This is a genomic window from Acidovorax sp. LjRoot204, from assembly GCF_056175785.1.
In genome coordinates, this window is sequence record NZ_JBGFFF010000122.1 from 1 (window position 1) to 13272 (window position 13272).

9 protein-coding genes are annotated in these 13272 nt (G+C 65.3%); 6 read left to right on the top strand and 3 right to left on the bottom strand.

The genetic code is table 11. The features are described from left to right. Window positions 1–180, top strand: a 180-nt coding sequence (locus AC04MI_RS18500) for a peptide deformylase (RefSeq protein ID WP_476498371.1), incomplete at its 5' end; no start/stop codon positions are given. A gap of 33 nt (window positions 181–213) precedes the next feature. Here AC04MI_RS18500 and AC04MI_RS18505 read toward each other — a convergent pair. Both AC04MI_RS18505 and map read right to left on the bottom strand, forming a co-directional pair. Then, window positions 214–2814 carry a [protein-PII] uridylyltransferase gene (locus tag AC04MI_RS18505; RefSeq protein ID WP_476498372.1) on the bottom strand — a complete coding sequence of 867 codons (2601 nt, stop codon included), beginning with the start codon at window positions 2812–2814 and terminating at the stop codon, window positions 214–216. 95 nt (window positions 2815–2909) lie between these two features. Continuing rightward, window positions 2910–3725, bottom strand: a complete 816-nt coding sequence (gene map / locus AC04MI_RS18510; protein ID WP_476498373.1) for a type I methionyl aminopeptidase — start codon at window positions 3723–3725, stop codon at window positions 2910–2912. 137 nt (window positions 3726–3862) lie between these two features. Between map and purL the strand changes: the two genes are divergently transcribed. Then, complete coding sequence (gene purL / locus AC04MI_RS18515) at window positions 3863–7870, top strand: phosphoribosylformylglycinamidine synthase (RefSeq protein ID WP_476498376.1); 4008 nt, start codon at window positions 3863–3865, stop codon at window positions 7868–7870. Between the two features lie 184 nt (window positions 7871–8054). Here purL and AC04MI_RS18520 read toward each other — a convergent pair whose 3' ends face one another. Next, window positions 8055–8744: a class I SAM-dependent methyltransferase gene (locus AC04MI_RS18520; RefSeq protein WP_116749566.1), complete on the bottom strand. Its 690-nt coding sequence runs from the start codon at window positions 8742–8744 to the stop codon at window positions 8055–8057. Window positions 8745–8977: 233 nt separating this feature from the next. Between AC04MI_RS18520 and AC04MI_RS18525 the strand changes: the two genes are divergently transcribed. From AC04MI_RS18525 to egtB, 4 genes are all read left to right on the top strand, one after another. After that, on the top strand, window positions 8978–9964 hold the full coding sequence (locus AC04MI_RS18525) for a DUF808 domain-containing protein (RefSeq protein ID WP_056067381.1): 987 nt from the start codon (window positions 8978–8980) through the stop codon (window positions 9962–9964). A gap of 129 nt (window positions 9965–10093) precedes the next feature. Beyond that, the gene (locus tag AC04MI_RS18530; protein ID WP_015013729.1) at window positions 10094–10684 is read left to right on the top strand and encodes an OmpW/AlkL family protein; all 591 of its coding nucleotides are present in this window, start codon (window positions 10094–10096) and stop codon (window positions 10682–10684) included. A gap of 240 nt (window positions 10685–10924) precedes the next feature. Continuing rightward, complete coding sequence (gene egtD / locus AC04MI_RS18535; RefSeq protein ID WP_436078552.1) at window positions 10925–11842, top strand: L-histidine N(alpha)-methyltransferase; 918 nt, start codon at window positions 10925–10927, stop codon at window positions 11840–11842. A gap of 12 nt (window positions 11843–11854) precedes the next feature. Next, window positions 11855–13060: an ergothioneine biosynthesis protein EgtB gene (egtB, locus tag AC04MI_RS18540; protein ID WP_476498374.1), complete on the top strand. Its 1206-nt coding sequence runs from the start codon at window positions 11855–11857 to the stop codon at window positions 13058–13060. Window positions 13061–13272 lie beyond the last annotated feature (212 nt).

A 13272-nucleotide genomic window follows, 5' to 3' on the forward strand; every position in this document is an offset into this window, starting at 1 on the left:
GGCTTCGATCTGTACGGCGACCCCATTGACCGCACGGTAGATGGCTTCCATGCGCGCGTCGTACAGCACGAATGCGACCACCTGATCGGCAAGCTGTATCCCATGCGGGTGCGTGATTTCACGCAGTTCGGGTTTACTGAGGTGCTGTTCCCGGAGATCAGTGCCACCGAAGATGACTGATAGAGATCCTCTCCTGGGCCTATCCCTGCGCGGTCAGGACGACAGTTCCTGCAGCAGCTCGGTCTCGATCTGGATCTGGCGGGCGTTGTTCTGCAGCTCTGGGCCCTGGATGAGAAAGGTGTCTTCCACCCGCTCGCCCAGGGTACTGACCTTGGCCAGTTGCACGCTCAGGTGGTGCTGCGCCAGGATACGTGCCACGAGATAGAGCAGACCGGCACGGTCGCTGGCCGAGATCGCCAGCAGCCAGCGCTGCGCCTTTTCGTCGGGGCGCAAGGTCACCCGGGGCGCTACAGGAAAGCTCTTGACCCGGCGTGACACCCGCTTGCGGGTGGGTTCTGGCAAAGGGCCGCCTTCCTCGATCACGCGCATCAGGTCGCTCTCCACCATGTGGGTCAGCTCACGGTAGTGCCCTGGCTGCTCCGATGCCGAAGAGGCCACGACCTGAAAGGTGTCCAGCGCATAGCCGTTGTTGGCGGTGTGCACCCGCGCATCGAGGATGCTGAAACCCACACGGTCGAAGTAGCCGCAGATGCGTGCAAACAGGTCGGCCTGGTCGGCGGCGTAGACCATCACCTGCAGCCCATCACCCGCCAGCGACTGGCGGGCGCGCACCACGGGCTTGGCCGTGCCTACATGGCGCGACAGGTGGCGTGTGTGCCAGGCAATGTCGGCCGCGTCATGGCGCATGAAATAGCTCACGTCCAGCGTGGCCCACAGCGCCTTGTGCGCTTCAAAGGGCAGGGCGTTGAGCGCCAGCAGCACCAGCGCCTCGCGCTTGCGGGCTTCGATTTCGGCCGCAGCATCGGGTGCGCGGCCACCCAGGGTGCGCAGCGTGGCGCGGTACAAGTCTTCCAGCAGCTTGCCTTTCCAGGCATTCCAGACCTTGGGGCTGGTGCCACGGATGTCCGCCACCGTGAGCAGGTACATGGCCGTGAGGTTGCGTTCATTGCCCACGCGGCGTGCAAAGGCAGCAATCACATCGGGGTCGCTCAGATCCTGCTTTTGCGCCACAGTGCTCATGGTCAGGTGCTCACGCACCAGAAACTCGATGAGCCGGCCATCTTCGCGGTCCACGCCGTGCTGGCGGCAAAAGCGCCGTACTTCTTCTGCGCCGATTTGCGAGTGGTCGCCACCGCGTCCCTTGCCAATGTCATGGAAAAGCGCCGCCACATACAAAATCCAGGGCTTGTCCCAGCCSSCCGCCAGCTGCGAGCARAASGGGTAYTCGTGCGCATGCTCGGCSATGAAGAAGCGSCGCACRTTGCGCAGCACCATCAGGATGTGCTGGTCCACCGTGTAGACGTGGAACAGGTCATGCTGCATCTGCCCCACGATGCGACGAAACGGCCACAGGTAGCGGCCTAGCACCGAGGTCTGGTTCATCAGCCGCATGGCGTGCGTGATTCCCGAGGGCTGCTGCAGGATGCGCATGAAGGCATCGCGGTTGACCGGATCTCGACGGAAGGCGCTGTCCATCACGCCGCGTGCGTTGTACAGCGCGCGCAAGGTGCGCGCCGACAGGTCCTTGAGTCCGACCGTGGTCTGGTAGAGCAGGAAGGTCTCCAGGATCGCGTGCGGGTCGCGGGTGTAAAGGTCGTCGCTGGCCACCTCGATAAGACCCGCCTTCTCAAAGAACCGTTCGTTGATCGGACGCGGCTCATGGGTCGATGGGTTCAGGCGCTCTTCAATGTTGAGCAGCAGGATCTGGCTGAGTTGCGACACGGCCTTCGCTGCCCAGTAGTACCGCCGCATCAGACTTTCGCTGGCCCGCATGGGCAGGCGCGAACCATCGGGTGCTTGCGAGCGGTAGCCGAACGACTCGGCCACGGCGGTCTGCAAGTCGAACACCAGCCGGTCTTCGTGCCGCCCGGCCGCTGCATGCAGGCGGGCACGGATCAGGCAGAGCAGCGCCTCGTTGCGCTCGATCTGGCGCACTTCGAAGGCCGTGGCCAGGCCACTGGTGGCCAGTTCCTTCCAGTTGCTGCCCAGCCCGGCAGCCTGCGACACCCACAGGATCATCTGCAGGTCCCGCAGCCCGCCGGGCGACTCCTTGCAGTTAGGCTCCAGGGAGTAGGGCGTGTTCTCGTACTTGGTGTGGCGCTGGCGCATCTCCAGGGTCTTGGCGACCAGAAACGCCTGGGGGTTCATCTGCGCGCGGTACTGGCGCTGGAATTCTGCAAACAGCGCGGCGCTGCCGCACACCAGCCGCGATTCGAGCAGCGAGGTCTGCACGGTGACATCGCCCGCGCTTTCGGCAAGGCACTCGGCCACCGTGCGCACGCTCGATCCGATCTCCAGGCCCGTGTCCCAGCAGCTGCCGATGAAGCCTTCCAGCTTCGTGCGCAAGGCACTGCCGGCCTCGGGCGCCGTGCCGTCGGGCAGCAGCAGCAGGACATCGACATCGGAATAGGGGAACAACTGGTCGCGCCCAAATCCGCCGACGGCCACCAAGGCCATATCGTCGGGCAGCTCAGCACGCTGCCACAGGGTCTGCAGCAGGTTGCCCGCCAGCGACGACAGCTTGCGCAGCAGCACACGGATGCCGCGTGTCGATGCGCCGGTGGATTGCATGGCCGCCAGCAGCGCGGCCTTGTCGCTGCGGTAGGCGTCGCGCAGGGCATGGAGTTCAGTCATGGTCGGTAAGTATCGTGGGAGGCCATGAAAAAGCCATGCAAGAGTTGTGCAAGCGGCTGCCTTTTTGCGCGGGAACCGGCGGCCCGGCGCTCGCCTCAGGTCTTGGTGGCGGTCACAAAGGACGGCAACGGGGGTGAACCCGCTGACAGCGTCATCACCTCGTACCCCGTGGGCGTGACCAGTACCGTGTGCTCCCACTGGGCCGACAGGCTGTGGTCCTTGGTCACGATGGTCCAGCCGTCGTTGCCAAATTCCTTCACTTCGCGGCGGCCGGCATTGATCATGGGCTCGATGGTGAACACCATGCCGGGTACCAGTTCTTCGAGCGTGCCGGGCTTGCCATAGTGCAGCACCTGGGGTTCTTCGTGGAACTTTTGGCCAATGCCGTGGCCGCAGAACTCGCGCACCACCGAGAAGCCGTGCCCTTCGGCAAACTTCTGGATCGCGTGGCCGATATCCCCCAGCCGCGCGCCTGGCTTGACCTGCACGATGCCATGCCACATGGCTTCAAACGTCAGCGCTGACAGGCGCTTGGCAGCGATCGAGCATTCGCCCATCAGGAACATGCGGCTGTTGTCACCGTACCAGCCGTCCTTGGTGATCACGGTCACGTCCACATTGACGATGTCGCCCTTCTTGAGCGGCTTGTCGTTGGGGATGCCGTGGCACACCACATGGTTGACCGAGGTGCACAGCGAAGCCGGGTAGGGCGGGTAGCCTGGTGGCTGGTAGCCCACGGTGGCCGAGATGGTGCCCTGCTGGGCCATGCATTCGGCGCCCAGGCGATCAATTTCTTTGGTGGTGATGCCGGGCTTGATGTGCGGTGTGATGTAGTCCAGCACTTCGGAGGCCAGACGGCAGGCCAGGYGCATGCCCTCGATGTCCTCGGCGCTTTTGATGGTGATGCTCATGGCGCAATTATCCCATCGGGCCCCCGGCTGCGCAGCCGGCCCGGCCATGCCCGGTAAAATGGAGGGCTCCGGTGCTGGTTGCACGCTGGCGCCCGGAGCCACCCTCTACCCCTGACACCCCCCAACAGGCCGCTACCGTGACCTTGCACATGACCACGCTGGCGGGCGGCAACGCCCTCAGCTCCTTCCGCGCCCAGCAACTTCAACCCGCCCTGGAGGCGATCCACCCCAAGATCAGTGGCATTGCAGCGCGTTTCGTGCACTTGGTCGCCACCGATGCGGCCCCCACTCCTGCAGAACAAGAACGCCTTGCCGCGCTGCTGACCTATGGCGACCCCTACGCGGGCCCTGAAGACGGCGCCGCGCTCATCGTTACGCCCCGCCTGGGAACGCTGTCGCCCTGGGCCTCCAAGGCCACCGACATTGCGCGCAACTGCGGCATCGCCATCCGCCGTGTTGAGCGCATCACCGAGTACCGCATCAGCCTGAAATCCGGCCTGCTGGGCAAGACAACCGAGCTGACGGCCGAGCAACTGGGCCAGATCGCGGCCCTGCTGCACGACCGCATGACCGAATCGGTGGTGGCTGACCGGAGCGCAGCAGCCGCCCTGTTCACCGAACTGCAGCCCGCGCCCATGGAGCATGTGGATGTGCTGGCCGGTGGTCGCGCGGCACTCGAAGCGGCCAACACCCGCTTCGGCCTGGCCCTGGCCGACGATGAAATCGACTACCTCGTGACCGCCTTCACGGGCCTGAAGCGCAACCCCACCGACGTGGARCTGATGATGTTCGCGCAGGCCAACAGCGAACACTGCCGCCACAAGATCTTCAACGCCGAGTTCACCATTGACGGCGTGGCGCAGGGCAAGAGCCTGTTCGGCATGATCCGCAACACGCACCAGCTGGCGCCCCAGCACACGGTGATCGCGTATTCGGACAACGCCTCGGTCATGGAAGGCCATCAGGTGGAGCGTTTTGTGGCAAAAATGGCCGCAAGCGCTAGTGAATCAAGCGCTAATAGCTATCAAAAAAGTAGCGTTACCCAGCATGTGTTGATGAAGGTGGAAACGCACAACCACCCCACGGCCATCTCGCCCTTCCCAGGCGCATCGACCGGCGCGGGCGGCGAGATCCGCGATGAAGGCGCCACCGGCCGGGGCTCCAAACCCAAGGCGGGCCTCACGGGTTTCACCGTGTCCAAGCTCTGGGGCAGCACCGTGGGCAAGCCTGAGCACATTGCCAGCCCGCTGCAGATCATGGTCGAAGGCCCCTTGGGCGGCGCGGCGTTCAACAACGAGTTCGGCCGTCCCAATCTGAACGGCTACTTCCGCGAGTACGAGCAGAACGTCGGCGGTGTGCAGCGTGGCTACCACAAGCCCATCATGATCGCGGGCGGTGTGGGCGTGATCGATGCAGAGCTGACGAAAAAGATCGAATTCCCTGCAGGCTCGCTGCTGATCCAGCTSGGCGGCCCCGGCATGCGCATCGGCATGGGCGGCAGCGCGGCGAGCTCCATGGCCACCGGCACCAATGCGGCCGAGCTGGACTTTGACTCGGTGCAGCGCGGCAACCCTGAGATCGAGCGCCGTGCACAAGAGGTCATCAACCACTGCTGGGCACAGGGCACGAACAACCCCATCCTGGCCATCCACGACGTGGGCGCGGGCGGTTTGTCCAACGCCTTCCCCGAGCTGACCAATGATGCTGGCCGCGGCGCGCGCTTTGACCTCCGTGCCGTGCAGCTCGAAGAGTCCGGCATGAGCCCGAAGGAAATCTGGAGCAACGAGTCGCAAGAACGCTACGTGCTGGCGATTGCGCCCGAATCGCTGGAGCAGTTCAAAGCCTTCTGCGAACGCGAGCGCTGCCCGTTTGCGGTGATCGGCACAGCCACCGAAGAGCGCCAGCTGGTGTTGCACGACCCCGCTGCCACGGCCGACGACCAGAAGCTCCCCGTGGACATGCCCATGAACGTGCTGCTGGGCAAGCCGCCCAAGATGCATCGCGACGTGAAGACCGTGGTGCGCGAATTTGCACCGATGGACTTGACCGGCGTGCCGCTGCAAAAGGCCGTGATCGATGTGCTGGCCCATCCCACGGTCGCCTCCAAGCGCTTCCTCATCACCATTGGCGACCGCACCGTGGGTGGCCTGTCGCACCGCGACCAGATGGTCGGCCCCTGGCAAGTGCCSGTGGCCGATTGCGCCGTGACGCTGGCCGATTACAAGGGCTTTGCGGGTGAAGCGATGAGCATGGGCGAGCGCACGCCGCTGGCCGCCATCAACGCGCCCGCCTCGGGTCGCATGGCCGTGGCCGAGGCTATTACCAACTTGCTGGCCGCGCCCATTGAGCTGCCGCGCGTGAAGCTGTCGGCCAACTGGATGGCCGCCTGCGGTGAGCCCGGCGAAGACGCTGCGCTCTACGAAACCGTGAAGGCCGTGGGCATGGAACTGTGCCCCGCGCTGGGCGTGTCCATTCCCGTGGGCAAGGACAGTCTGTCCATGCGCACGCAGTGGAATGAAGGTTCCGACAAGAAGAAAGTCACCTCGCCCGTCAGCCTGATCGTGAGCGCCTTTGCTTCGCTGTCCGACGTGCGCGGTACGCTCACTCCCCAGCTCAACGCCACCGAGGCCGATACCACGCTGGTGCTGATCGACCTTGGCAAGGGTCAGAACCGCATGGGCGGCAGCATCCTGGGCCAGACGCTGGAGCAAAGCGGCGACGTGGTGCCCGATGTGGACGACCCCAAAGACCTGGTCAACTTGGTCAACGCCGTGAACGCACTGCGCGCCAAGGGCCAGATCCTGGCMWWSCACGACCGCAGCGATGGYGGCCTGYTSGYCGCAGCAGCCGAAATGGCCTTTGCRGGCCAYGTGGGCGTGGCGCTCAACGTSGACATGCTGGTGACYGAAGGCGACGGCATCWSCGACAGCCGCATGGAAACCGGWGACGCCAAGAACTGGGCGCAGCAGGTCAGTGCCCGCCGTGAAGAACTGACGCTCAAGGCGCTGTTCAACGAAGAGCTGGGTGTGCTGCTGCAAGTGCGCACCGCCGAGCGCAACGATGTGATGCAGGTGCTGCGCGAGCATGGCCTGTCCAAATTCAGCCACTTCGTGGGCAAGACCCGCCCTGTGTCGTCCGAAATCGACGCAGGCAAGGGCGAACTCCAGGTCTGGCGCGATGCCAAGTCCGTGTTCAGTGCCTCGCTGGCCGACCTGCACCAGGTGTGGGATGCGGTSAGCTGGAAGATCTGCCAGCAGCGCGACAACCCSGCCWRCGCCGATGCCGAGCACGCTGCAGCGGGCGAGCCCGCCGACCCGGGCCTGCACGTGCACCTGACGTTCGACGCGGCCGACAACGTGGCCGCGCCGTACCTCAACCTGGCCAAACCCAAGGTCGCCATCCTGCGCGAGCAGGGCGTGAACTCGCAYATCGAGATGGCCTACGCCTTCACCGAGGCAGGCTTCGAGGCCTACGACGTGCACATGACCGACCTGCAGACCGGCCGCGTCCAACTCGAAGACTTCAAGGGCGTGGTGGCCTGCGGCGGCTTCAGCTATGGCGACACGCTGGGCGCTGGCATTGGCTGGGCGCGGTCCATCACCTTCAACCCGGTGCTGGCCGCACAGTTCCAGGGCTTCTTCGGTCGCACCGACACGTTCGGCCTGGGCGTGTGCAACGGCTGCCAGATGTTTGCTGAGCTGGCGGACATCATCCCCGGTGCACAAGACTGGCCGCGCTTTACCACCAACCAGAGCGAGCGCTTCGAGGCCCGCCTCTCGCTGGTGGAAGTGCTCGAATCTCCCAGCCTGTTCCTGCAAGGCATGGCAGGCAGCCGCCTGCCGATTGCGGTGGCACACGGCGAGGGCTATGCCAACTTCAAGTACCGGGGCAATGCCGACAAGGCCATCGCTGCGATGCGCTACGTGGACAACCACGGCCGCGCGACGGAGCAGTACCCGTTCAACCCCAACGGCAGCGCGGGTGGCCTGACGGCAGTGACCACGGCGGACGGCCGCTTCACGGCCATGATGCCGCACCCCGAGCGCGTGTTCCGCAACGTGCAGATGAGCTGGACCAGCGAAGACAAGGCGCAGTACAGCGGCTGGATGCGCATCTGGCGCAACGCGCGCAAGTGGGTGGGGTAGCAGGGGGCATCCCCCTGAGCGGCTGCGCCGCTTCCCTCTTCCCGATTCGCTGCGCGAATCGGGAAGAGGGATGCAGCCCTCGCTGCGGGGCGGCCCTTGCTCGGCTGCCCTGGCGCTTAGGGTGCGCGGGCTCGGCGGTCTGATGGTGGCGATATCGCGCCGGGCCAACCCTTCAAAGTCGTGTTCAGGCCGCTGTTAAGGTGCGCTGGTACATCAGCAGCCGCCCTTTGTACGCCGGCACATCGGCCAGGGCGGGGTGGTCCAGTCGCTCTTCGATCACATCGAAACGGTGCACAGCCATCTGCTTATGGAAGGTGGAGCGGTTGCCCCTGTTCGGGTCCACGATCCAGATCTGCGCGCCGTCGCCTGCGTGGTGGTCCAGAAAGGTGGCCAGGGACGCACGAGCGTCGCGTTCGTACAGCACATCGCTGCCGATGATGAGGTCGAACTGGCCTTGCACCGCGTTGGCCGGTGCTGGCGCGTCCGAGCCCCATTGACCCGTGCGGTACTTCACGGGTGACAGGCCGTTCAAGCGCGCGTTTTCCTGCAGAAACTGTTGGGCCAGAGGATGGCAGTCGCTGGCGGTGACATCGATACCGCGCCTGTGGCACACCAGGCTGGCCAGACCCAGGCCGCAGCCGATCTCCAGCACACGTTCGCCCGCCAGCAGGGGGCGGCTGGCCATGCGCTGGGCCAGCTGCGCGCCCGACGGCCACAACAGGCCGAAGAGGGGCCAGGCGGCCGATGAGATACCCAGCGCCTCGGCGGCGCCCAGCGGGTCGGCAAACTGCTGCTTGTCCAGCAGCGACTGGATGATCAGGTCTGCCGCGCCGGTGATGGCGATGTCTTCTTGCTTGGTCAGGTAGCCGGGCATGGCGGGGCGGTGAAGCCCGCAGAAGGCCCCATAGCGGGTAGTGGATGAGGGCGCGAGTATGCGCCTTGTGGCTGGGCAGGCATGCCCGCAGGCGGTGTGGGGCTATCTGCAAATGGCGTGGCCTCTGCACGACGATGGGCCTTGCGCTGCGGTTGTCTGTGCGTTGCTATAGTGCGGCGCACACCGGCGGCTTGTTCGCCGCATTTTTTTGCGACTCATCCCAAGGACTTCCCATGGCCGCTGGCAGCCTGCTTGCTTTGCTCGACGATATCGCCACCATCCTCGACGATGTGGCCTTGATGACCAAGGTGGCGGCCAAGAAGAGCGCTGCCATGGCCGACGATGTGTCGGTGATGACCAAGGTGGCTGCGCAGAAGACGGCGGGCGTGCTGGGGGACGACCTGGCGCTCAACGCCCAGCAGGTGACCGGGGTGCGCGCTGAGCGCGAGATTCCGGTGGTGTGGGCGGTGGCCAAGGGCTCGTTCATCAACAAGGTCATCCTGGTGCCCGCTGCGCTGCTGATCAGCGCCTTTGCGCCGTGGGCCGTGACGCCGCTGCTGATGGTGGGGGGCGCATTCTTGTGCTTTGAGGGCTTTGAGAAGGTGGCGCACAAGCTGCTGCACGCCCAGCATGAGGATGAGGCCGAGCATGAGAGCCACGCCAAGGCCAATGCCAATCCGGCGGTGGATCTGGTGGCCTTTGAAAAGGACAAGATCAAGGGCGCCGTGCGCACGGACTTCATCCTGTCGGCCGAAATCATTGCGATCACGCTGGGCACGGTGGCCGCTGCGCCCTTCGTGCAGCAGCTCACGGTGCTGTCGGGCATCGCCATCATCATGACCATCGGTGTCTATGGGCTGGTGGCGGGTATCGTCAAGCTGGACGACCTGGGCCTGTGGCTCAACAACAAGGCCAGCAGTGCCGCGCGTGCCCTGGGATCGGGCATCCTGCGCGCAGCACCCTGGCTGATGAAGGGGCTGTCCATTGCGGGCACTGCGGCGATGTTTCTGGTGGGCGGTGGCATTCTGGTGCACGGCGTGCCTGCGTTGCACCATGCGGTTGAGGCCGCAGGCACGGCAGCGGCGCAATGGCCCGTGGGCGGGCTGTGGGCGGTGCTGGTGCCCAACCTGCTGAACGCCGTGGTGGGCATCGTGGCGGGTGGCCTGGTGCTGGCCGGGTGGACGCTGGTTCAGCGCCTGCGCGGCAAGTCCACAGCTTGATAGTGGGTATTCCTTGATCTAGGTCTAAGGGTTACTACCGAGGGCTTGAGGTAAGGCAAGGCCGGGTGGGGGCCGCAGCGGTTCAATGCATGCACGGGGGTCGTCCCCGTCCAACCGATGCGAATTACCATGAAAAAGAACCTGCTGGCTGTCGCCGTTCTCTGTGCCCTGTCTTCTGGCGCTGCCCTGGCGCAACAGGCCGAGGGCCCCTGGATGGTCCGTGCACGTGCGGTGCACCTGGACAGCGCCAACAAGGACAGCACACCGCTGGGCCTGTCGGTCAACAACAAGACCATCCCTGAAGTGGATGTCACCTACTTCTTCAACAAGAACATCGCGGCCGAACTGATCCTGACTGTGCCCCAGAAGCACACGCTCAGCGCTGGCGGCGCAGCCATTGGCACGCTCAAGCACCTGCCCCCCACACTGCTGGCGCAGTACCACTTTGATGCCCCCGGCTTCAAGCCTTACGTGGGCGCGGGCCTGAACTACACGCGGTTTTCCAGCGTGAACCTGCCTGCGGGTGTGAGCATTGACCGCAACAGCTTCGGCCCCGCGCTGCAAGTGGGTGTGGACATCCCGCTGGCCAAGAACCTGTACCTCAACTTCGACGTGAAGAAGGTTTTCATCAAGACCGACGTGAGCGCAGGCGGTGCCAAGCTGGGCACCTTCAAGGTGGACCCCGTTCTGGTGGGCGTGGGTCTGGGCTGGCGCTTCTAAGGGCACAGGGCCCCAGGCGGGCCCTGCGTTTCTGACAGTAAAAGTTCTCCAAGGGTCTGAAGGGCTGGCGCATGCGCCAGCCCTTTTTTTGTGGGTGCGGAAATGGCCTACACACGGCAGTCAGCGAGGCAACGCACAATGGGGCAGGGGAGCGTGTGGGGCGGGCCGCAATGTGGGCGCTCCCGGTGCCTCTGCTTTTGACCACCCGGCGGCGCTGCCGCCCCAACGTCCTGACGACCCATGCTCCTGCCTCGCTATTCCGACATCACCCGCGGACTGACCCAGCGGCCCGCACGTATCTCCCCCAAGTATTTCTACGACCAGCATGGCTCGCAGCTGTTTGAAGCCATCACACGCCTGCCGGAGTACTACCCCACACGCACCGAAATGGCGCTGATGCAGACACATGCAGACAGCATCGCGGGCGCCGTGGGCGCAGGCCGCACCCTGATCGAACTGGGCGCGGGCAACTGCCATAAGGCCCGCACCCTGTGCCGTCTGGTGCAGCCGGCCTGTTTTGTGGGCGTGGACATTTCGGCGGATTTTCTGGAGCAGGCGGTGCAAGGGCTGCGCGACGACTTCCCGGCGCTGGATGCCCGCGCGCTGGCGGGCGACATGACCCTGGGGGTGTCACTGCCTGACGACATTCCCCGCACCGGGCGCCTCGTGTTCTACCCGGGCTCGTCCATCGGCAACTTCGACCCGCCGCACGCGCTGGAGCTGCTGGCCCACATGCGCGAACTGATCGACGACGATGGCGGCCTGCTCATCGGCATCGATTTGCCCAAGGATGTGGCGGTGCTCGAAGCCGCCTACGACGATGCAGCGGGGGTCACCGCCGAGTTCAACCGCAATGTGCTGCGGCATGTGAACCGCCTGATCGGCAGCGACTTTGACGTTGCGCAGTGGCAGCACCGTGCGTTCTTCAACACCGAGGCGTCGCGCATCGAAATGCACCTGGAGGCTGCCTCTGACACCGAGGTGTGCTGGCCCGGCGGCGGTCGCAGGTTCGACCAGGGCGAGCGCATCCACACCGAGAACAGCTACAAGTACCCGTTGCCCGTGTTCACCGACATGCTTGCGCGCGCCGGTTTTGCGCAGGCCCAGGCGTGGACGGACGAGCGGGGCTGGTTCGCGGTGGTCCACGCCCGTCCTTGACCGGTGGCTGCCATGACCGTGACATCCCCCGCATTTGACACGCTGCTGGCGCGCTACACCGCCGTGCGCGGTCGCTCGCTGGCCCTGGCGGCTCCGCTGTCGCCCGAGGACTGCGCCGCGCAGTCCATGCCCGACGCCAGTCCCACCAAATGGCACCTGGCCCACACCACCTGGTTCTTTGAGACCTTTGTGCTCGAAGCCCACGAGCCAGGTTTCCAGCCGTTTGCACCGGCGTTCCGGGTGCTGTTCAACTCCTACTACAACGGTGTGGGCGCCAAGCACCCGCGTCCGCAGCGCGGGCTGCTCWCGCGGCCATCGCTGGACGAGGTGCTTGCCTACCGGGCCGACGTGGACGCCCGCATGGCGCGCTTGTGGCCCGCTGTGGCGCATGACGCTGCGCCGCGTGGCCTGATCGAGCTGGGCCTGCAGCATGAGCAGCAGCACCAGGAGCTGATGCTCACCGACATCCTGCACCTGCTGTCCTGCAACCCCTTGTTCCCCGCCTATGCCAAGGCTTCAGACGCTGTGGCGCCCGAGGCTGGCCAAGCACTGGCGTGGCACTCCTTTGACGGGGGGCTGGCCGATATCGGCCACGCTGGCAGCGGCTTTGCCTTTGACAACGAGGGCCCGCGCCATCGTGTGTATCTGCATCCCTACGCGCTGGCCTCGCGGTTGGTGACGCAGGCCGAGTATCTGGCGTTTGTGGAAGCGGGTGGCTACCGCAACCCGCTGCTCTGGCTGGCCGAAGGCTGGGACTGGCGCGCGGCGCAGGGCCTGGAGCAGCCGCTGTACTGGCATCGCATCGATGGGGCCTGGCACCAGTTCACGCTGGCCGGCCTGCAGCCGCTGCAGGGCAACCAGCCGGTGGTGCATCTGTCGTACTACGAGGCCGATGCCTACGCGCGCTGGGTGGGCGCGCGCCTGCCCACCGAGGCTGAATGGGAGCATGCGGCCGCGCAGGGTGCCGCTGGCTTGGCGCAGTGGCACGGCGCTGCCTGGCAGTGGACGCAGTCGAGCTACGCGCCATACCCCGGCTTCCGGGTGGCCGAAGGCGCCGTGGGTGAGTACAACGGCAAGTTCATGGTCAACCAGTACGTGCTGCGGGGCTCGTCCAAAGCCACGCCGCCGGGGCACGAGCGACTGACCTACCGCAACTTCTTTCCGGCCACGGCGCGCTGGCAGTTCACGGGCATTCGGTTGGCACGCGACCTCGGCTGAAGGCGGTCAGCGCCCGGCGCTGGCCGTCATCGACCCGCCGCGTTGGGGCCGGCATGACGGTGTCGCTGCGTGCCGTGGTCTTGGTTGCTATCAAATGTGTAGCTGTTGGCGCATATTCCACTAGCGCTTGGACGCAAAAAAGCCTCAAAAGTACGGTGTCAGGTGCCTGGCCATGCGCTTGTGGGGGCGCATGGCCATTCGCACATCACACC

Excerpts from the sequence above, each read along its gene's own strand:
- AC04MI_RS18525 (WP_056067381.1), top strand. The coding sequence starts at position 8,978 with ATGGCCGCTGGCAGCCTGCTTGCTTTGCTCGACGATATCGCCACCATC.
- egtD (WP_436078552.1), top strand. The coding sequence starts at position 10,925 with ATGCTCCTGCCTCGCTATTCCGACATCACCCGCGGACTGACCCAGCGG.
- AC04MI_RS18520 (WP_116749566.1), bottom strand. The coding sequence starts at position 8,744 with ATGCCCGGCTACCTGACCAAGCAAGAAGACATCGCCATCACCGGCGCG.
- AC04MI_RS18530 (WP_015013729.1), top strand. The coding sequence starts at position 10,094 with ATGAAAAAGAACCTGCTGGCTGTCGCCGTTCTCTGTGCCCTGTCTTCT.